Origin of the sequence: Burkholderia thailandensis E264 (genome assembly GCF_000012365.1) — a bacterium.
Classification (GTDB): Bacteria; Pseudomonadota; Gammaproteobacteria; order Burkholderiales; family Burkholderiaceae; genus Burkholderia; species Burkholderia thailandensis.
This window is the reverse complement of record NC_007650.1, coordinates 2,011,505-2,032,731: the sequence shown is the minus strand read 5'-3', so window position 1 is coordinate 2,032,731 and position 21,227 is coordinate 2,011,505. Positions and strand designations below refer to the sequence as shown.

The window sequence follows — 21,227 nt, the reverse complement described above, 5'->3', positions numbered from 1 at the left end:
AAAGGCACGTGCTGATTTTCGTTGCGCGCACGCATGCGATCGACGCGCGCGAGCTCGCGCGATTCGCCGCCGCGCTGTCCGAGGAGGAAGCCGCGCGCGCGGAGAAATTCCTGTTCTTTCCGAACAAGCGGGACTACGTGATCGCGCATTCGCTGTTGCGCGAGATTCTCGCGCATTACGCCGGCGTGCCCGCGTCGGACGTTTCGTTCGTCCGCAATCGGTTCGGCAAGCCCGCGCTTGCGCGCGACGCCCGCCTGCAATTCAATCTTTCCCATTGCGATGGCGGCGTGGCGATCGCGGTCGGATTCGACATGCGGATCGGCGTCGATATCGAGGACGCGTCGATCGCGCGTGCGCGCTATGCGGATATCGCCGCGCAATACTTCAGCGACATCGAGCAGGCGGCGATCCACGCCGCCGCTGACGGATTCGCGCGCTTCATCGAGACGTGGACGCTGAAGGAGGCGTACTTGAAGGCCATCGGTTTGGGGCTCGCCAAGCCGCTCGCGGACTGTCGCTTCGTGTGGCGTGACGATCGGATCGTGCGGTTTCGCGACGTCGCGCAGGCCGACGCTCACGCGCACGCATGGGCGTTCGGCGCCTTCGCGGTCGACGCACGGTATCGCGTGGCCGTGGCCGTCGACGCCTCGGGCGGCGCGTGCTCGATCGAGCTCGTGCGCGCCGGGGCGACGGACGGCGCGCGGCCGCTGCAGGCGAGCGTCGTTTGCCGCTCGCCCGATCTGCGTTTCGCGCACGACGCGTGCTGCGTCTGATCAGCGATGCGGCGCGATGCATTCGGCCCGTCCAGAATCGTCTGGATGTTTTCGGGGCAAGGCAGCCAGTACGTCGGAATGGGGCGCGCGCTGTACGAGTCCGAGCCGACGTTCCGTCATCACGTCGACCGGTTCGACGAAGTGACGCGCGACAAGACGGGGACGTCGCTCGTCGCGCGTCTGTATGGCCGCGACGCGCGCGCGGGCGAGCCGTTCGACGACACGCACGTCACGCATCCGGCGCTGTTCGCGGTGCAGTACGCGCTCGCGAGAACGCTGCAGGCGCGCGGCGCGCAACCGGACATCGTGCTCGGCTCGAGCCTCGGCGATTTCGTCGCGGCCGCGCTCGCGCAAGTCGCACCGGCGCAGGAGATCGTCGCGTGGCTCATCGATCAGGCCGCTTCGATGGCGCGCGCGTGCGAGCCCGGCTTCATGCTCGCGGTGCTCGGCCCGGCCTCGATTTATCGAGGCAGCGACACGCTGCGCGAGTTCAGCGATCTCGTCGGCGTCAACTACGCGGAGCATTTCGTCATCGGCGGCAATCGCGCCGATCTTGTGCGGGTTGAAGCGGCGCTCGCGCGCGAGGGCGTCGTCTTCCATCGTCTGCCGGTGCGCTTCGGCTTTCATTCGCGCAACGTCGCGCCCGTCGTGCCGTGGCTGCACGCGCGCGAAGCGAACCTGTCGTGCCGCGCGCCGACGATCCCGTGGGCGTCATGCACGGCGGGCGGCATCGTCGAGGCGCCGACCGCGCGCTTTCTCACGCGCATCGCGATCGATCCGCTGCGTTTTCAGGAGGCGGCGCGTGCGATCGAGCAAACCGGCTCGCCCGACACGCTGCACTGGGTGGATCTCGGCCCGTCCGGCACGCTCGCGAACTTCGCGCGCAGGCTGGGCGTGCCGAACGACCGGTTGCACGTCGTGATGGGCCCGTTCGGCGACGACGCGCGCGCGCTCGGGCGAGTCTCGAATCTTCATGCAAGCAATGCGCGGCCGGCGGGTGCGCCGGCCGCGCCAGTCAGCGAGGGCGTATCCATGCACGCGTTTCTGTTTCCAGGGCAAGGCTCGCAGGTCAAGGGGATGGGGGCCGCGTTGTTCGCGCGGTTTCCCGATCGCATGCGGCTCGCAAACGAGATCTTGGGCTACGACCTCGCGGCGCTCTGCATCGAGAATCCCGACAACCGGCTCGGGCAGACGCAGTTCACGCAGCCGGCGATGTACGTGGTCAACGCGCTTGCGTATCTGGCGCGGCGCGAGGACGACGCCGGCGCGCCGGCGTTCGTCGCGGGGCACAGCCTCGGCGAGTACAGCGCGCTGTTCGCCGCGGGCGCGTTCTCGTTCGAGGACGGCCTGCGGCTCGTCAAGAAGCGCGGCGAACTGATGAGCGCCGCGCGCGACGGCGGCATGGCGGCGGTGCTCGGCCTCGATGAAGCGCGGGTGGCCGAGATCCTCGCGTTGTCGGACCTGCGCGGGATCGACATCGCGAATCTGAACGCGCCGACGCAGATCGTGATCGCCGGGCCGGCCGACGAGATTCGCCGCGCCCAGCAGTGGTTCGAGCAGGGCGGTTGCTATGCGTATGTGGTGCTGCCGGTGTCGGGCGCGTTCCATTCGCGGATGATGCGCGATGCGCAGCGCGAGTTCGAGCGCTTCATCGCGCCGTTCGATATCGGCGCGCCGGGCATTCCGGTGATCGCGAACGTCACGGGGCGCCCGTATCGCGGCGACGAGGTCCGCCGCGGCCTCGTCGAGCAAATCGCGAGTCCCGTCAGGTGGGTCGATACGATTCGCTATCTGTCGGAGCAGGGTGTCGAGCGTTTCGCCGAAATCGGCACGGGCACCGTGCTCACGGATCTGCTGCGCAAGATCCTGCCGCAGAAGGCCGGCGCGAGCGGCGCGGCGGCGCGGCCGCAGGCCGGTGCGGCGTCGGCCGTCGCTGCGTCGGCGCCGCCTCGGCCGACGGGGATGGCCGACGCGCAACCGCCGGCCGCGTCGCCGGCGCGTGCGGCGACGGCCGCGTCGACAATGCCGCCCGCATCCGCATCCGCATCCGCATCCGCACCGGCACCGGCACCGGCACCGGCACCGGCACCGGCACCGGCACCGGCACCGGCACCGGCACTTGCGCCCGCATTCGCGCGGGCACCGGCGTCAACGTCGACCAACGGCATCGCGCCGGCCGCGCGCGTCGAGCAACTCGGCTGTCCCGAGTTCAAGCGCCGCTTCGGCCTGAAGTACGCGTACGTCGCGGGCGGCATGGTGCACGGCATCGCATCGGTGCGCATGGTCGTCGCGATGGCGAAGGCCGGCATGAAGGGCTACTTCGGCACGGGCGGCCTGTCGCTCGACGCGATCCGCGACGCGGTCCGCGCGATCCGCGGCGCGCTGCCGGCGGGCGAGCCGTACGGGATGAACCTGCTGAGCGGGCGGCTGGAGGAAGCGACGGTCGATCTCTATCTGCGCGAAGGCGTGACGAGCGTCGAGGCCGCGGCGTACATGCACGTCACGCCGGCGCTCGCGCGCTTCAAGCTCGCGGGCCTCAGCGTGGACCGCGACGGCGCGACCGTGAGCGCGCACAAGATTCTCGCGAAGGTGTCGCGGCCGGAGGTCGCGACGGCGTTCATGTCGCCGATCCCGGAGAAATTCCTCGAGCGGTTCGTGCGCGACGGCGTGATCTCGGACGCGCAGGCGCGCGCGGCGCGCGCGATGCCGGTGGCGGACGCCGTGTGCGTCGAGGCCGATTCGGGCGGCCACACGGACATGGGCGCGATGCCCGCGCTGCTGCCCGCGATCCGGCGGCTGTGCGCGGACATCGCGGGCGAGCGCGGCTATCGCGACAAGGTGCCGGTGGGTGTCGCGGGCGGCATCGGCACCCCGGAGGCGGCGGCCGCGGCGTTCGTGCTCGGCGCGGACTTCATCCTGACGGGCTCGATCAACCAGTGCACGGTCGAATCGGGCATCAGCGACGTCGTGAAGGACATGCTGCAGCAGATCAACGTGCACGACACCGACTACGCGCCGGCGGGCGACATGTTCGAGCTGGGCGCGAAGGTTCAGGTGCTGCGGCGCGGCGTGTTCTTCCCGGCGCGCGCGAATCGCCTGTACGAGCTCTACAAGCAGTACGACAGCGTCGACGACCTGCCGGACGCGGTGCGGCGTCAGCTCGAAGACAAGTACTTCGGCAAGTCGCTCGCCGAGGTCTACGCCGATTGCGAGCGCTATTACCCGGCCGACGAGATCGAGCGCGCGCGCGGCAATCCGAAGCAGAAGCTCGCGCTGATCTTCCGCTGGTATTTCGGGTTCGCGACGCGCGCGGCGCTCGCCGGCAACGAGGCGGACAAGGTCAATTTCCAGGTGCAGTGCGGCCCCGCGCTCGGCGCGTTCAACCAGTGGGTCAGGAACACCGCGCTCGAGAACTGGCGCAACCGCCATGTCGCCGAGATGGCCGCGCGCATCCTGCAGGACGCGGCCGATCTGCTGAGCCGGCGTTATCTGTCGATGGTGGGCCGCTGAGCGCCGGCGGCCCGGACAACCGATCGAGCGCCGACGGCGAGCGATTTTTCCGATGGGGATCGAGCAATTGAACACCACGCGTGCGCAGCATGACGACATCGCCGTGATCGGCATCGCGTGCCGGTTTCCCGGCGCGTCGGACTATCGGCAATTCTGGGACAACCTGTGCGAGCGGCGCGTGAGCATCGGCGAGATTCCCGGCGAGCGCTGGGACTGGCGCGCGTACTGGGGCGATCCGCAGCAGGACGCGAACGCGTGCAACAGCCGCTGGGGCGGCTTCGTCGACGAGGTCGGCGCGTTCGATCTCGGGTTCTTCGGGATGTCCGCGCGCGAGGTCGACAAGATGGACCCGCAGCAGCGGCTCGCGCTCGAGCTCGCGTGGCACTGCTTCGAGGATGCGGGGCTGCGTCCGTCGGCGGTCGCGAAGCGCGATGTCGGGGTGTTCGTCGGGATCGCGAATCTCGACTACAAGGAAATCGTCGAGGCGCACGCGAGCGAGATCGATGCGTATTACGCGTCGGGCGTCGCGGCGTCGGTCGCGTCGAACCGTCTGTCGTACTGGTTCGATCTGCGCGGGCCGAGCGTGACGGTCGACACCGCGTGCTCCGGCTCGCTTTACGCGCTGCATCTCGCGCGCGAGGCGCTGCGGCGGGGCGAATGCGAAATGGCGCTCGCGGGCGGCGTGAGCCTGCTGCTGACGCCCCGGCGCTACCTGGGATTCGCGCGCGCGCGGATGCTGTCGCCGACGGGCGCGATCCGCGCGTTCGACGACGCGGCCGACGGCATGGTGCGCGGCGAGGGCGGCGGGCTCGTGCTCCTCAAGCCGCTGTCGCGCGCGCTCGACGACGGCGACCGGATCTTCGGCGTGCTCGCGGGCAGCGCCGTCAATCACAGCGGCCGGACGTACTCGCTCACGTATCCCGACGCCGACGCGCAGGCGCGCGTGATCCGCGCCGCGTTCGACGCGGCCGGCGTGTCGCCCGCGCAGGTGTCGTACGTCGAGGCGCACGGCACCGGCACGCCGAAGGGCGATCCGATCGAGCTGGAAGGGCTGTTGCGCGTGTTCGGCGCGCAGCCGCGCGATGCGCTCGCGCCGCGCTGCGCGATCGGCAGCGTCAAGGCGAACATCGGGCATCTCGAATCGGCCGCGGGCATCGCGGGCGTCATCAAGACGCTGCTCGCGCTGCATCACGGGATGCTGCCGCCGATGCCGCATTTCGCTGCGCTCAATCACCGCGTCGACGCGGCACGCTTCGCGGCCGCGGGCCTCGCGGTCGCCGACGCGCTTGCGCCATGGGAGGCCGGCGCTTCGGCCGACGGCGCGAGCGCGGCGCGAATCGCGGGCGTGAGCGCGTTCGGCTTCGCCGGCACCAACGCGCACGTCGTGCTGCGCGAAGCGCCGGCCGCCGCGCGCGCCGCCGTCGCCGCCGGGCGGGCGGACGGCGCGGGCGTGCTGTGCCTGTCGGCGAAGACCGATGCCGCGCTCGAGCGCGTGCGCGCGGGCTTCGTCGAATGGCTCGCGCGAGACGGCGCGCGCCATGCGTTCGCCGACATCTGCGCGGCGCTCGTGAGCCGAAGGGAGCATTTCGCGTCGCGCATCGCGGTGGCCGCATGCGACGTCGACGGCGCGCTCGCGGCGCTGCGCGCGCGGGCCGACACGGCGTCGTCGGTTTATCGTGCGGGGCGGGTCGCGCTCGACGACGACGGCAATCTCGTCGACGCGTCCGGGCCGCACGACGAGCAGGCCGATCACGATGGCAGTGGCGAACACGGCGAACACGGCGAACGCGCGCGCGCGGGCGCGGACGATCTGAGCCGCGCGCGCCGCCGTGCATCGCGGTACGTCCGCGGCGCATCGCCCGACGCTTGGGGCCCCTCCGACGGCCCGACGCCGCACGTCCCGTTGCCAGACTATCCGTTCGAGCGCACCGTGTGCTGGACCGGTCCCCGCCCGTCGCGCGCGGTCGCCGGGCCGGCGCGCGGGCCGGCTGTCGATGAAGCGGTCGATGAGGCCGTCGATGAAGCCGGAGCGGCGGACGGCGACGTGTTCGTCCTCGAGCCCCGATGGCACCTTGCGCCGGCGGCGGACGCGCGGCCTGCGCCGGCGCGGCCGGAGGATGCCGCCGTCGTCGTCTGCGTCGTTGCGGACGCCGCGCAACGCGCGGCAGTCGAGCGCGCGCTTGCGCGGATCGCGACGGCGCCCGCCTGCATGTTCGTCGAGCCGGATGCGACGATGGGCGAGCCGGCGCGCGCGGTCGACGCGCTTGTGCGCACGCTCGACGGCATCGCGGATCGGGCCCGCGCGGATGTGTCGGGCGTGGATACTTCCGGCGCGGCCGCGCCCATCTCGGTCTGGTATTGCGCGGATCTCGCGCGCGATGCGCGCGCGCCGATCGACGTTCGCGCTTACGACCGCCTGCTGACGCTGCTCCAGGCGCTTGCGAAGACGCGCGCCCCGCTGCGGCGCGTGCTTCTGGCGGGCGTGTCGGAAAGCCTTGCCGCCGACGCATGGCCGGCGCTCGTCACCGTGCTCGCGCCGCGGCGCCCGGCGCTCGCGGTGACGCCGGTACTGTTCGATCACGGCACGCCCGAGGCGCTCTGGGTGAGCGCGCTCCTGCAGGAAGCGCGCGCGGCGGGCGGCGCGGCCGTGCGCTACGCGGCGGGCGAACGCAGCGTGGCGGTGCTCGCGCGGGCCGCGAACGCGGCGTCGGAGAACGCGGCGCGCTTGGCCGGCGGCGCGCCGCTGCGCACGGGCGGCTGCTATCTGCTGACGGGCGGCCTGGGCGGCCTCGGCCGGTTGTTCGCCGTCCGCCTGATGCGCCGGTACGGCGCGCGGGTCGTCGCGCTCGGGCGATCGGCGCACGATGCGGGCGTGCAGGCGAGCGTCGCGGCGCTGTGCGCGGAGGCCGGCGCGGGCACGCTGCGCTATCTGCAAGCCGACGTCTGCGACGCGGCGGCGATGGCCGCGGTGCTCGACGATATCGGCCGTCACGAAGGGCGGCTGAACGGCGTGATCCATGCGGCCGGTTGCGAGGATCGCGCGAGCCTCGCCGACAAATCGCTCGACGACGTGCACGCGGTGCTCGCGCCGAAGCTCGCGGCCGCGACGGTGCTCGACCGCCTGACGGCCGGGCTGCCGCTCGATTTCGTTTGCCTGTTCTCGTCGCTGGCCGGCATCGTCGGCGATTTCGGCTGCGGCGCGTACGCGCTCGGCAACCGGCTGCTGATGTCCTACGCGCAGCGCGCCGACGGCCGCGTGGACGCGCACGGACGCCGCCGCCGGGTCGTCGCGATCGCGTGGCCGCTGTGGCGCGACGGCGCGATGGGATTCGACGATCCGGTCAAGCGCGACCGCTATCTCGCGGCGAGCGGCCAGCGGATGCTGGATGCGGACGAAGGCTTCGCGTGGTTCGAGCGCCTGCTCGCGAGCCCGAGCGCCGCGCCCGTCGTGCTCGCGGGCGAGCGGGCGCGCATCGTGTCGTGGCTCGGCTCGATCGACGGCGCGCCGGTGGCCGACGCATCGCCGGGCGCGGCATCGAGCGGGGCGGCTGCACCGAATGCGGCGAGCGACGCGAGCCGGGATACCGAACGGGCGGAGGCAACCGACGCGGCCGCGCCGATCGTGGCGGCCGGCGCGCCGGCGCATGCGCATGCGAGCGCGCCGCGCGAGCGCGACGCGCACGGATCGGCGCGACTGCCCGCGTTGCGCGGGATCGCCGCGCGCGTGCTCGGCGCCGACGCGGCTTTGCTCGACGAGCAGGCGAGCTTCGCCGATCTCGGTTTCGACTCGATCGGGTTGATGGATTTCGCGCGCGCCGTCGGCGAAGCGTTCGGCATCGACATGTCGCCCGCGATGCTGTTCAGCCATGTGACGCTCAAGCGGCTTGCCGGCCACCTCGCGACGCGTCTGGACGATGCGCCGCGGGCCGTCGCGGGCGCGCGCTCCGGCGCGGCGCACGCGAGCGCCGGCCGCGCATGCGCGGCGGCCGGCCGCGCCGACGGCGCGCGCGCGAGCCGGATCGACGTGCGGCCGCCCGAGGCGGGCGCGGGCGAGCGCGCAGCCGACGCGCGCCCGCCGCTCACGGCGCCCGAAATCGCGCCCGAAATCGCGCCGGAGTCCGCGTCCGGGTTCGCATCCGCGCCGCACCCGGCGCCGATTCCCCCCGCCTACGAACCGATCGCGATCGTCGGCATGAGCGGCCGCTTTCCCGACGCGCGCGATATCGACGCGTTCTGGTCGCTGCTGATGAGCGGGCGCGGCGCCGCGCGGCGCGTCGATCCGCACGACCGCTTCGCCGCGCCGCGCGACGAAGCGGCGGCGTGGCTCGCGCCGGTGCCCGGCATCGACGAATTCGATCCGCTCTTTTTCGACATCGCGCCCGCCGAAGCGCAGCGGATGGACCCGCGCGAGCGCCTGCTGCTGCAGCACGCGTGGCTTGCGCTCGAGGACGCGGGCATCGGCGCGCGCGCGCTCGCCGACCATGCGCTCGGCATGTTCGTCGGCGCGGAAGCGGGCGAATACGGCGGGCTGTCGCGAGAGCCGCGCAGCATCGTGAGCGACCACAACGGCGTGCTCGCCGCGCGGCTGTCGTATTTTCTCGATCTCACGGGCCCGAACCTCTCGGTGAACACCGCGTGCTCGTCGGGCCTCGTCGCGCTGCATCTCGCGATCCGCAGCCTGCACGCGCGCGAATGCGGGATCGCGCTCGCCGCGGGCGTCAACCTGATGCTGTCGGCCGAACTGCACGACAAGATGGCGCGCGCCGGCATGCTGTCGCAACACGGCGTGTGCCGCGCGCTCGATCGCGACGCCGACGGCTTCGTGCCCGGCGAGGCCGTCGTCGTCGTCGCGCTCAAGCGCCTCGCCGACGCGCTCGCCGACGGCGACGCGATTCACGGCGTCATTCGCGCGAGCGGCGTCAACTACGACGGCCGCACGAACGGCATGACCGCGCCGAGCGGCCTCGCGCAGGCCCGGCTGCTGACGGACGCGTGGCGCACCGCGGGCATCGACCCGGCCGAACTGGGCTATGTGGTCGCGCACGGCACCGGCACGCGCCTCGGCGATCCGGTCGAGCTCAATGCGCTCGGCGACGCGCTGCGCGCGTCCACCGGCCGCCGGCATTTCTGCGCGGTCACGTCGAACAAGCCGAACGTCGGTCACACGCTTGCCGCATCGGGGCTCGTGAGCCTCGTCAATCTCGTCGAGGCGCTGCGCCGCGCGGTGATTCCGCCGAGCGCGCACTGGCGCGAGGGCAACGAATTCGTCGCGTGGGGCGACAGCCCGCTGCGCGTGAACACAGTCGCGAGCGCGTGGCCGGACGGCGCGCGGCGGCTCGGCGGGGCCAGCGCGTTCGGGATGAGCGGCACGAACGCGCACGTCATCGTGGAGGCGGCCGAGCCGGCGCGCGCGCGGGCGCCGCACGCGCCGCGCGGCGGCGTGCTCTTCGTCGTATCGGCGAAGACGGGCGACGCGCTCGCGCAGCGTCTTCGCGACCTGGCCGATTGCCTCGCGTCCGACGCATGGTCGGACGGCGATCTGGCCGACGTCGCGCATACGTTGCTGCACGGCCGCCAGCATTTCGAGCATCGCAGCGCCGTGTTCGCGCGCGGCAAGGCCGACGCGATCGACGCGCTGCGCGCGGCGGCCGACGCGGTGCGCAACGCGCCCGCGCGGCGCACGGGCGCGTTGCGCCTGCTCGACGATTACGCGGCGCACCTGAGCGCGCGCTATGCCGCATGGCGTGACGCGCCCGCGCGCGACGTCGACGAAGCGCGGCGTCTGCTCGAGGCGATCGGCGACGCGTACCGCGAAGGCGCGACGCCGTCGGCGCTCGTCGTCGCACCCGCGCCGGGGCGCACCGTGCGGCTGCCGGGCTATCCGTTCGCGTGCGAACGCCACTGGCATCCGGCGCCGGCGCGCGCGGGCGGCGCATCGGCCGGGGCGAACGCGCGCGAGCCGGGCGCGCGCGAGCGCGCGGAGGCGGCGGCCGCGCCGCACGTCGTCGTGTTGACGCTCACGGGCAGCGAGCCGTATCTGCGCGATCATCTGATCGATGGGCAGCGCGTGCTGCCCGGCGCCGCGCATCTCGACATGGCGCGGGCGGCGTTCGAGCGCGTGCGGGCGGCGGGCGGGCGCGCGGCGCGCTTCGTCGCGTTGCGCGACGTCGTCTGGCGCGCGCCGCTCGTCGCGGGCGACGCGGGCGCCGAGGTGCACGTCGAGCTGACGCCGTCGGGGACGGCGTTCGCGTATCGCATCTTGAGCCGGCCGGCCGATCGGGCGGCGGCGGTCGGCGCGGCGTTGACGCTGCACAGCGAGGGCGTCGTCGACGAACTGAACGAGCCGGCCCCCGAGCCGCTCGACCTCGACGGATGGCGTGCGGCCTGCGCGGGCGAGCGCGTCGACGGGGCGGCGCTCCACGCGCGCTTCGCCTCGCTCGGCATCGGCTACGGGCCGTCCCATCGCGGCGTCGCGCACGTGCGGCTCGGCGAGCATGCGGCGCTCGCGCGCCTCGATCTCGGCGCGCTCGCCGATGCCGATTTCGACGGCTTCGGCCTGCACCCGGGCATCGTCGATTCGGCGTTCCAGGCGTCGGCGGCGCTGAGCGCGCCGCGCGAGGACGCGGCGGTGCCGTTCATGCTGCGCGCGCTGCACGTGTACTCGCGCGCCGCGCGGACGATGTGGGCGGCGATACGCGTCGCGGCGCCCGCGGGCGGCGGCGCGGGCGGCGTCGATACGCGCCCGATCGACATCGATCTCGTGCACGACGACGGCGCGATCTGCGCGAGCCTGCGCGGCTGGGTTTCCGCGCGTTGGCGCAAGTTGGCGGGGGCGCCGCCCGCCGCGCGCGCGACGGCCGCGCTGCGCGGGTGGCGCTGGCGCGCGGCCGAGCCCGATCCGCGCGCGGCCGAAGCCGCGACGCGGGTCGTGCTGCTCGCGCCGGACTTCGGCGCGCTGGCGGCCGAGCTGGCCGCGCATGACGCCGTGCGCTGCGAAATGCTGGACGACGTGTCGTCGCACGCGCTGCCCGATGCGTTCGCCGCGCGCGCGACGCAGGCGTTCGCCGCCGTTCGCCGCGAGCTGGCCGCGAAGCCGGGCCGGCCCGTGCTGTTTCAGGCCGTCTGCCGCGAAGCGGATTCGGCGACGGCCTGGGGCCTTGCAGGCTTGTTCAAGACGGCGGCCGACGAGAATCCGCTCGCGAGCGGGCACGTGGTGCTCGTGTCGGAGTCGTTCGACCGCGCGCGGCTCGCCGCGGCGCTGCTCGCCGAGCGCGCGTGGACGGGGCATCTGCGCTACGGCGGCGCGGGCCGCGAAGCGTTCGCGATCGATGCCGACGAAGACGATCGCGACGGCCGCGAGCCCGCAGGCGGCCCGCCGCTGCGCGACGACGGCGTCTATGCGATCTCCGGCGGCGCGGGCGGCATCGGCCGCGCGATCGCGCGCGACATCGTTGCCCGCACGCGCGCGGCGCGCGTGTATCTGCTCGGGCGCTCGGCGCATGCGCCGTCCGATCTGTTCGCGACGGCGGACGAGCGCGCGCGGATTCGCTACTGCCGCGTCGACGTCGCCGATCGCGAGCAGGTGCACGCATGGATCGCCGGCCTGAAGCGGGACGGCGAAGCGTTGCGCGGCGTCGTGCACGCGGCGGGCGTCGTCGACGACGCATTCGTCGTCGCGAAGGAGCCGTCGCGCGTGCATGCGGTGCTGCGCCCGAAAGTGGCGGGCGCCGTGTGGCTCGACGAAGCGACGCGCGACGCGCCGCTCGATTTCTTCGTCGCGTTCTCGTCGCTCGCGAGCGCGTTCGGCAACGCCGGGCAGGCCGACTACGCGATGGCGAACGCGTTTGTCGACGGCTACATGACCGAGCGCCGCGCGCGAGTGGCGGGCGGCGTGTCGCGCGGCGCGTCGTTGTCGATCCAGTGGCCGCTGTGGGCGGATGCGGGGATGCGCATGCCCGCGGCGATCGCGTCGCGGCTCGCGGCGGCGACGGGGCTCGCGCCGCTGCCGAGCGCCGAGGGCATCGCGGCGTGGCGCGCGGCGCTCGCGCGCGACGACGCGAACGTCGCGGTGCTGTACGGCGAGCGCGCGGCGATCGCCGCGTGGCTCGCGACGTCGGACGCCATGCCGCCGCGCGCGCGCGCGGCGCGGCCGATGCCCGCCGCGCGCGTCGATCTGCACGCGCTGCGCGCGCTCGCGGCGTCGCTGATCGGCGTCGATGCGCATGACATCAACGTCGACGCCGACATCGACGAATACGGGCTGGACGCCGTCGCGCTCGCGCATCTCGCGCGGGAAATCGGCGAGCGCGCGGGCCGGGCCGACGTCGGCCTCGGGTTCGTGCGCGGCGAGCGCACGCTGCGCGCGATCGCCCGCGCGCTCGACGCGAGCGCGCCGGGCGGCGACGCCGAAGTCGACATCGGCGCCGACGCCGACGCTGACGCCGACAACGCCCCCGACGCTGAGGCCTGCGTCGAGTGCGCCGGCATCGACGCCCGTGCGACGCCGCCCGACGCCGGAGCGCCGCAACGCGGCGCGCACGCGGCCGCCGCCGAAGGTTCGGCGCGCGACGAGGCGGCGCGATCGATCGCGCCGCTTGCCGGCGCGGGCTCGCCGGATGGCGCGTCGGCGCTGCGCGCGCGCGTCGGCGCGCGCCTGAGTGCGCTGCTCGCGGACGTGCTGAAGGTGCCCGTCGCACGGCTGGAGCCGGACGCGCCGTTCGAGCGATACGGAATCGATTCGCTGACCGTCGTTGCGCTCAATGAGTCGCTCGGGCGGCATGTCGACGCGCTGCCGAAGACGCTGTTCTTCGAATACCGGACGCTCGCCGAGCTGACCGACTATTTCGTGCGACGGCATGCGGGCGCGGCGTGGTTCGCGCCCGACGCGCGCGCCGAGCACGGCGCGGCCGGCGCATTGGCCACGCTGGGCGCGGCCACGCGGGCGACGCAGACGGAACAGGCGGAACAGTCGCGTGTTGCGCCGCTCGCGCCGCCGCGCCGCGTGTTTGCCGCAGCCACGGCCGCCACGCGCTCGCGCGCCGCGAGCGCGCCGCCGGCCGCGACGGCGGACGCGATCGCCGTGATCGGCCTCGCCGGCCGCTATCCGCAGGCGCGCGACCTCGACGCGTTCTGGCGCAATCTGCGCGACGGCCGCGACTGCATCACGGAGATTCCCGCCGAGCGCTGGAACCACGGCGATTTCTTCGATCCGCAGAAGGGCGTGGCGGGCAAGACCTACAGCAAGTGGGGCGGCTTCATCGAAGGCGTCGACGAATTCGACGCGGCGTTCTTCAACATCGCGCCGCGCGACGCCGAGCGCATGGACCCGCAGGAGCGGCTCTTCCTGCAGGCGTCGTATCAGGCGATCGAGGATGCGGGCTACGCGCGCGCGTCGCTCGGCGCGGGCCGCGTCGGCGTGTTCGCGGGCGTCATGTACTCCGAATACCAGCTTTACGGCATCGAGGAATCGGCGGCCGGCCGGCCGGCCGCGCTGTCGGGCAGCGCCGCGTCGATCGCCAATCGCGTGTCGTATCACCTGGACCTGCACGGGCCGAGCATGGCCGTCGACACGATGTGCTCGTCGTCGCTGACAGCGCTCCATCTCGCGTGCCGCAGCCTGCAGCGCGGCGAATGCGAGCTGGCGCTGGCGGGCGGCGTGAACGTGTCGGTCCATCCGAACAAGTATCTGATGCTCGCCGACAACCGCTTCGTGTCGAGCGCCGGCCGCTGCGAAAGCTTCGGCGCGGGCGGCGACGGCTACGTGCCGGCCGAGGGCGTTGGCGTCGCGGTGCTCAAGCCGCTGCGCGCGGCGATCGCGGACGGCGACGCGATCCACGGTGTCATTTGTGCGACGGCGCTCAATCACGGCGGGAAGAACAACGGCTACACGGTGCCGAATCCGGCGTGGCAGGCGGCCGTGATCGAAGCCGCGCTCGGCGAGGCGGGCGTCGCGCCCGGCGACGTGAGCTATGTCGAAGCGCACGGCACCGGCACGACGCTCGGCGATCCGATCGAGATCGCCGGGCTCGCGCGCGCGTTCGGCGAGCCCGGCGCGCGCCGCGGCGCGCCGTGCGCGATCGGCTCGGTCAAGTCGAACATCGGGCACGCGGAAAGCGCGGCGGGCATCGCGGGCCTGACGAAGGTGCTGCTGCAGATGCGGCATCGGATGCTCGTGCCGTCGCTGCACGCGGACACGCTCAATCCGAACATCGCGTTCGAGACCACGCCGTTTTGCGTGCAGCGCGCGCTGGAGCGATGGGAGCGGCCGGGCGATGGCGAGCGTGTCGCGGGCGTGTCGTCGTTCGGCGCGGGCGGGGCGAACGCGCACGTGATCGTGCGCGAATACCGCAGCGACGACGAGCGCGACGGCCGCGACGAGCCCGCATCGACCGCGCCGGCCCGCGCGCGGCCGGCGTGGATCGTGCTGTCGGCGAGAAACGAGGACGGCCTGCGCGCGCGCGCCGCGCAGTTGCGCGAATTAGCGGCCGGCTGCGAGGGCGACGCCGATCTGCACGCAATCGCCTATACGCTGCAGACGGGGCGCGATGCGATGGATGAGCGGCTCGCGTTCGAGGCGACGTCGATCGCCGATCTGATCGCCTCGCTCGATGCGTTCGCGCGCGGCGAACCGGGCAAGAAGCAACTGCGCGGGAACGGCCGCGCCCGGCGCGGCGACGCGCCGCCCGCCGGCGTCGCCGACGCGCGGCTCGCGCGCGGCGAGCACCGCGCGGCGCTCGACGACTGGGTGCGCGGCGCGTCGATCGACTGGCGGCGCGCATACGGCCCGGGCGCGCCGTTCGGACCCGCGCCGCGCCGCATGCATCTGCCGGTCTATCCGTTCGCGCGCACGCGCCACTGGCTGCCGGCGCCGCTCGACGCGCGCCGGCGCGCGGCGCGCGCGGGCGGCGGCCTGCATCCGATGCTGGATGCGAACCGCTCGGAATTCGGCCGCCAGCGTTTCGTCGTCGAATTCGATGGCCGCGAGCCTTGGCTTGCCGATCATCGCGTCGACGGCCGCCGCGTGCTGCCGGGCGTCGCGTATCTCGAAATGGCGCGCGCCGCGCTCGCAGCGTCCGCGCCGGACATGCATGCGGACGGCGGCGCGACGCTGGAGGACGTGCGATGGCTGCGGCCGTGCATCGTGCCGGACGGCGGCGCGACGCTCGAGATCGCGCTCGAGCGCGACGGCGACGGCATCGCGTTCTCGATCTCGCAAACGTCCGCGCACGCGCAGCCGGCGCTTTGCTGCACGGGACGCTCGCCGTCGCGCGCCGCACGCGGCGGCGGCGAGCGGATCGACGTCGATGCGATGCGCGACGCGTTTCGCGCGGCGCCCGCCTTCGACGCCGACGCGTGCTATCGCGCGTTCGCCCGGCGTGGCGTGCAGTACGGGCCGAGCCATCGGACGATCGAGCGCGTGTGGGCGGATGGCGATCGCGCGCTTGCGCGGCTGCGCAGCGCGCGCCCGGCGGACCCGCGCCTCGTGATGTGGCCTGGCCTGCTCGACGGCGCGCTTCAGTCGCTCATCGGCCTGCACGGCCTCGACGGCGACCTGCTCGCAGCGCCTTACCGGCTCGCGCGGCTCGACGTGCACGGCGCGTGCGGCCCGGCGATGTGGGCGCTCGCGCGCCGCGCCGGCGACGGCGCGCTCGATCTCGTGCTGTGCGACGACGCAGGCGAAGCCTGCGTGACGATGCGCGGCTTCGCGTCGCGCGCGGCCGCTTCGTGGCGGACGGCGGCGCAGGCGGCGGGTGCGCCGCACGAAGCGGTTGCCGGCGGCGACGCGCGGGCCGCATTCGGCCCGGCCGCGGAATCGCCATCGGCGGCGACATCGACATCGGCGGCGACATCGCCGGCGATATCGACATCGGCGGCGACGCCGGCGGCCGCCGACGGCGACGACTGGCTGCTGCTGCCGCGCTGGCTCGCGTGCGACCTCGATCCCGAGCGCGACGCCGGCGCGCGGGCCGTCGCGCCGCGCAGCGTGCTCGCGATCGCCGACGACGCCTGCGTGCACGATCTGTCCGCGGCGGCGTTCGGCGGCGCGAGCGTGCGCCGCATGCCGGCATCCGACGCGGCCGACGCCGCGCGGCTCGCGGCGATCCTCGGCGACGCGCCGCGGCTCGACGCGCTCGTGTTCGTCGCGCCGGGCGCGCACGCGCGCTCGGCTCAGGCATTGATCGACGCGCAGGAGTCGGGCGCGATCGCGCTCTTTCGCATCGTCAAGGCGCTGCTCGCGCACGGCTACCGCGACGACGCGCTCACGCTCGCGATCGTCACCGAGCAGGCGGTCGCGCTGTATCCCGGCGAGCCGATCGATCCCGCGCACGCGGCGCTGCACGGCATGGCCGGCGTGCTGGGCCGGGATCTGCCGCGCTGGCGCGTTCTGTGCGCGGACGTCGAGCGCGCTCGCGCATACGCGGGCGCGGCGCTCGTCGCGCAAGCCGGGCCGGCGGGCGAGGGCCCGCGGATCAACCGCCTCGGCCGCTGGCACCGGCGCGCGCTCGCGCGCGTCGACGCGCCGGCCGCGCGCGAATCCGCGTTCCGTCGCGGCGGCGTCTACGTGATCGTCGGCGGCGCGGGCGGCCTCGGCCGCGTGCTGACCGAGCATCTGATCCGCCGCGCGGACGCACGCGTCGTATGGGTCGGGCGGCGCGCGGCCGACGGGCGGATCGCCGCCGATTGCGCGTCGTTCGAATCGATCGGCGCGCCGCCGCTGTACCTGCAGGCCGACGCGAGCGACGCCGGTGCGATGGGCGCGGTGCGCGACGCGGTGAAGGCGCGCTACGGCGCGATCCACGGCGTCGTGCATTCGGCGCTCGCGCTGCGCGACGCGACGCTTGCGACGATGACCGAGGCCGACTTCCGGCGCGTGCTCGCGGCCAAGCTGGACACGAGCGTGCGGCTTGCCGAAGCGTTCGCGGACGAGCCGCTCGACTTCATGCTGTTCTTCTCGTCGTTCGCCGCGTTCTCGTTCCCGCAGGGGCAGGCGAACTACGCGGCGGGCTGCGCGTTCCAGGATGCGTTCGCGCAGCATCTCGCCGCGCGTGCGCCGTTCGCCGTGAAGACGGTGAACTGGGGCTTCTGGGGGCATGCGGGCGTCGTCGCGACGCCCGCGCACCGCGACCGGATGGCGCGGCTCGGCATCGGCTCGATCGAGCCGGACGCGGCGATGCGCTCGCTCGAATGCCTGCTTGCGTGCGACGTCGGCCAGCTCGCGCTCATCAACGTGCGGCGCGACGACGCGATCGCGCCGCTCATGACGCCGCGCCGCGTCGCGCTGCATGCGCCGGGCGCGGGCCCGCGCGCGCTCGACAGCGTCGCGCGCGTGCGGCCGGACGCCGAGCGGACCGCGGCGGCGCGGCTGCATGGCGGGCTGCAGCGCGATGAATGGCGCGACGTGCTGCTGTCGCTGCTCGACGCGACGTTCGACGCGCTCGGCGCGCGGCGCGCCGCCGAAGCGGGCGGCGACGCGCTGCGCGCCGCGCTCGGCATCGCGCCGCGGCACGCGCGCTGGTTCGCCGCGTCGCTCGACTGGCTGCGCGCGTTGCGCGAGGGCGCGCACGCGGCTGCCGCGATGTCGGCCGACGACGCGTGGCGGGCGTGGGCGCGGCTCGGCGCGGCGTGCGACGGCGACGCCGGCCGAAGCGCGCAATACGCGCTCGTCGACGCGACGCTGCGCCATCTGGCCGACATCGTGACAGGACGGCGCAAGGCGACCGAAATCATGTTCCCGAAGGGCTCGATGGCGCTCGTCGAGAATGTCTATCGCCATCATCCCGTCGCCGATTACTTCAACCTGGCCGTCGCGGAGATCGTCGCCGCGCGCGCGGCGGACGTGGTCCGCGAGCGCGGCGTGCGCATCCTCGAGGTCGGCGCGGGCACGGGCGGCACGACGGCGCGCGTGCTCGCGGTGCTGCGCGAGCGCGGCGTGCGCGTGGACGACTACCGCTTCACCGACGTCTCGCCGGGCTTTCTCGATCACGCGGCGGCCCGTTTCGGCGCGGGCGCGCCGTTCATGAGCTACGGCCTGTTCGACGTGATGCGCGCGCCGGCCGCGCAGGGCATCGCGCCGCACGGCTTCGACATCGTCGTCGCGACGAACGTGCTGCATGCGACGGCCGACGTGCGCGCGAGCCTGCGGCATTGCCGCGACGCGCTGCGGGCGGGCGGGCTGCTCGTCGTCAACGAGATCAGCGACAAGTCGCTCTTCACGCATCTGACGTTCGGCCTGCTCGACGGCTGGTGGGCATACGAGGACGCCGCGCTGCGCATCGACGGCTCGCCCGCGCTCGACGCGCACCACTGGGCGTTCGCGCTGCGCAGCGAAGGGTATGCCGACGTCGCGTTCCCGTGGGCGGATGCGCACGATCTCGGCCAGCAGATCGTGCTCGCCGACGCGGGCGACGTCGTCGACGCGGCGGATGCGCAAGCGATGCGTGCGCGCGAGGCCGAGCCGTGGGCGTGGGCGACGGGAGCGGAGTCGGAATCGGTGTTGGAGGCGGTATCGGAGACGGAGACGGCGCTGACGCCGGCGCCCACGCAATCGCCCGCCGCGCCATCCGACGCGACGCGCACCGCCGCGCTGCTGCGCAGCCTGCTCGGCGAGGCGCTCAAGGTCGAGCCGGTCAGCATCGAGGGCGACGGCGCGTTCGGCGACTACGGGCTCGACTCGATCATCGGGATGGGCTTCGTCGACGCGATCAACCGCGCGCTCGATCTCTCGCTCGACGTGACAGCCGTGTTCGAGCACAACACGGTCGACGCGCTCGCCGCGTACGTCGGCTCGCAGCTCGCGGCGCGCGCGCCGGCAGCGGCGGGCGCGCGCGATGTCGAGCCCGCATCGTCGCTCGCATCGTCGTCCGCATCCGATTTCGTCTCCGCGCGCTTGCCGGCCGTCGACGCCGCCGCATCGTCCGCGTTCGACGCCGCGCCGCGCGCTCGCACGGGCGCGGATGCGCCGGACACTTCGCTTGCATCGTCCGCATCGTCCATCTCGTCCGCGCGGGCATCGTCACCCGCATCGCCCGCGCGCGACGCGGCGTCGTTCGACGTCGCGATCGTCGGCGCGAGTTGCCGCTTCCCGGGCGCGGACGGCCTCGACGCGCTGTGGCGCTGCATCGTCGACGAGCGCTCGTGCGTGCGCGACGTGGGCGCGAAGTGGCTGCGCACGCGCGATCCCGCCGACGCGGGCGCGGATTACCGCGCCGCCGTGCTCGACGGCATCGATCGCTTCGATGCGGCGCGCTTCGGCATCTCGCCGCGCGAGGCGCGCCGGATGGACCCGCAGCAGCGGCTGCTGCTGACCGAGGCGTGGCGCGCGCTGCAGGACGCGGGCGACGCGGCGCGCGCGGCCGCGCACCGGACCGGCGTGTTCGTCGCGGCGGGCGCGAACGAATACGGCGCCGGCCTCGACGCCGCCGACAACCCGTTCTCGATGACGTCGATGGCGCCCGCGCTGATGCCCAACCGCATCTCGTACGCGCTCGACCTGCGCGGGCCGAGCGAAATGACGGACACCGCGTGCTCGTCGTCGCTCGTCGCGCTGCATCGCGCGGTGCGCAGCCTGCGCGACGGCGAGTGCGACCAGGCGGTCGTGGCCGCCGTCAATCTGCTGCTGTCGGCCGAGAAGTTCGAGGGTTTCGCCGAGCTCGGCTTCCTGAGCCCGAGCGGGCGCACGCGCTCGTTCGACGCGGCGGGCGACGGCTTCGTGCGCGGCGAGGGCGCGGCCGCGCTCGTGCTCAAGCCGCTCGCGGCCGCGCGGCGCGACGGCGACTTCGTCTACGCATGCATCAAGGGCACGGCCGTTCATCACGGCGGCCGAGGCGCGGCGCTGACCGCGCCGAACGCGGCCGGCATTCGCGAGGCGATGTCCGCCGCCTATCGAAACGCGGGCATCGACGCGCGCACCGTGTCGTACCTGGAAGCGCACGGCGTGGGCTCGCCCGTCGGCGACGCGATCGAGCTGAACGCGATTCGCGACGCGTATGCGGCGTTGTCGGGCGAGCCCGCGCCGGCCGCGCCCGCCGCGTCGTGCCGGATCGGCAGCGTCAAGCCGGTCTTCGGTCATGTCGAGCTGGCTTCGGGGCTGCTCGCGGTCTGCAAGGTGCTGATGGCGTTGCGTCACGGCGTGCTGCCGGGCGTGCCCGGCTTCGAGCGGCCGAATCCGCACGCGAACCTCGCGGGCTCGCCGCTCGTCGTCGCGCGCGCGGCGGCGCCGTGGCCCGCGCCGCGAGACGACGCGAACGGCGCGGCGGTGCCGCGCCGCGCGAGCGTCAACAGCTTCGGTTTCGGCGGCGTCAACGCGCACGTCGTGCTGGAGGAGGACGTGTCGAGCCGGCATGCGCCGCGCGTTTTCGCGCAGCCGCCGCTCGACGGGGCGCGCCACTGGGAGTGTCCGCGCGAGATCGCCGGCGCGCCGGCCGCACGGCCCGGGCGGCCGGCCCCCGACGCGCCGCACGCGCGGATCGAGGCGGTGATCCGCGACGCGCTCGCGCAGGCGCTCGGCGTCGCGCCCGATGCGTTCGAGCTTGCGGTGCCGCTCGGCGAGTACGGCGCGGATTCGATGCTCGACCTGCATCTCGCGACGCGCATCGAGGAGACGCTCGGCGTGCAGCTGAGCGTGCGCGAGCTGTTCGCGCATCGCACGCTCGGCGCGTTGCGCGATCACGTCGCCGAGCGGATCGCGCGCGACGGCGGGCGGCGCGCCGCCGAGGCTGCGCGAGCGCCGGATGCCGCGATGGCGTCCGACGTGGCTGAAGCGTCTGTCGTGTCCGAAGCAACCGAGGCATCCGACGCATCCGAAGCATCCGACGCATCCGAAGCATCCGAAGCATCCGAAGCATCCGAGGCATCCAAAGCACCCGCGGATCTCGCGGCGCTGCTCGAGCGCTTCCGCGCGGGGCAAATGGATCTCGACGACATCGTCGACCTGGTTTGACGGAG

General features: G+C 73.8%; 3 protein-coding genes. All 3 read left to right on the top strand.

Annotation, left to right across the window (positions count from 1 at the left end; all coding sequences use genetic code 11):
- Positions 1-8: 8 nt before the first annotated feature.
- A complete protein-coding gene (locus tag BTH_RS08570; protein ID WP_223297118.1) occupies positions 9-773 on the top strand; it encodes a 4'-phosphopantetheinyl transferase family protein in 765 nt (254 codons plus the stop codon).
- Between the two features lie 45 nt (positions 774-818).
- Complete coding sequence (fabD, locus tag BTH_RS30285) at positions 819-4,283, top strand: ACP S-malonyltransferase (protein WP_009897636.1); 3,465 nt, start codon at positions 819-821, stop codon at positions 4,281-4,283.
- Between the two features lie 67 nt (positions 4,284-4,350).
- The gene (locus tag BTH_RS08560) at positions 4,351-21,222 is read left to right on the top strand and encodes an SDR family NAD(P)-dependent oxidoreductase (RefSeq protein ID WP_227739550.1); all 16,872 of its coding nucleotides are present in this window, start codon (positions 4,351-4,353) and stop codon (positions 21,220-21,222) included.
- Positions 21,223-21,227 lie beyond the last annotated feature (5 nt).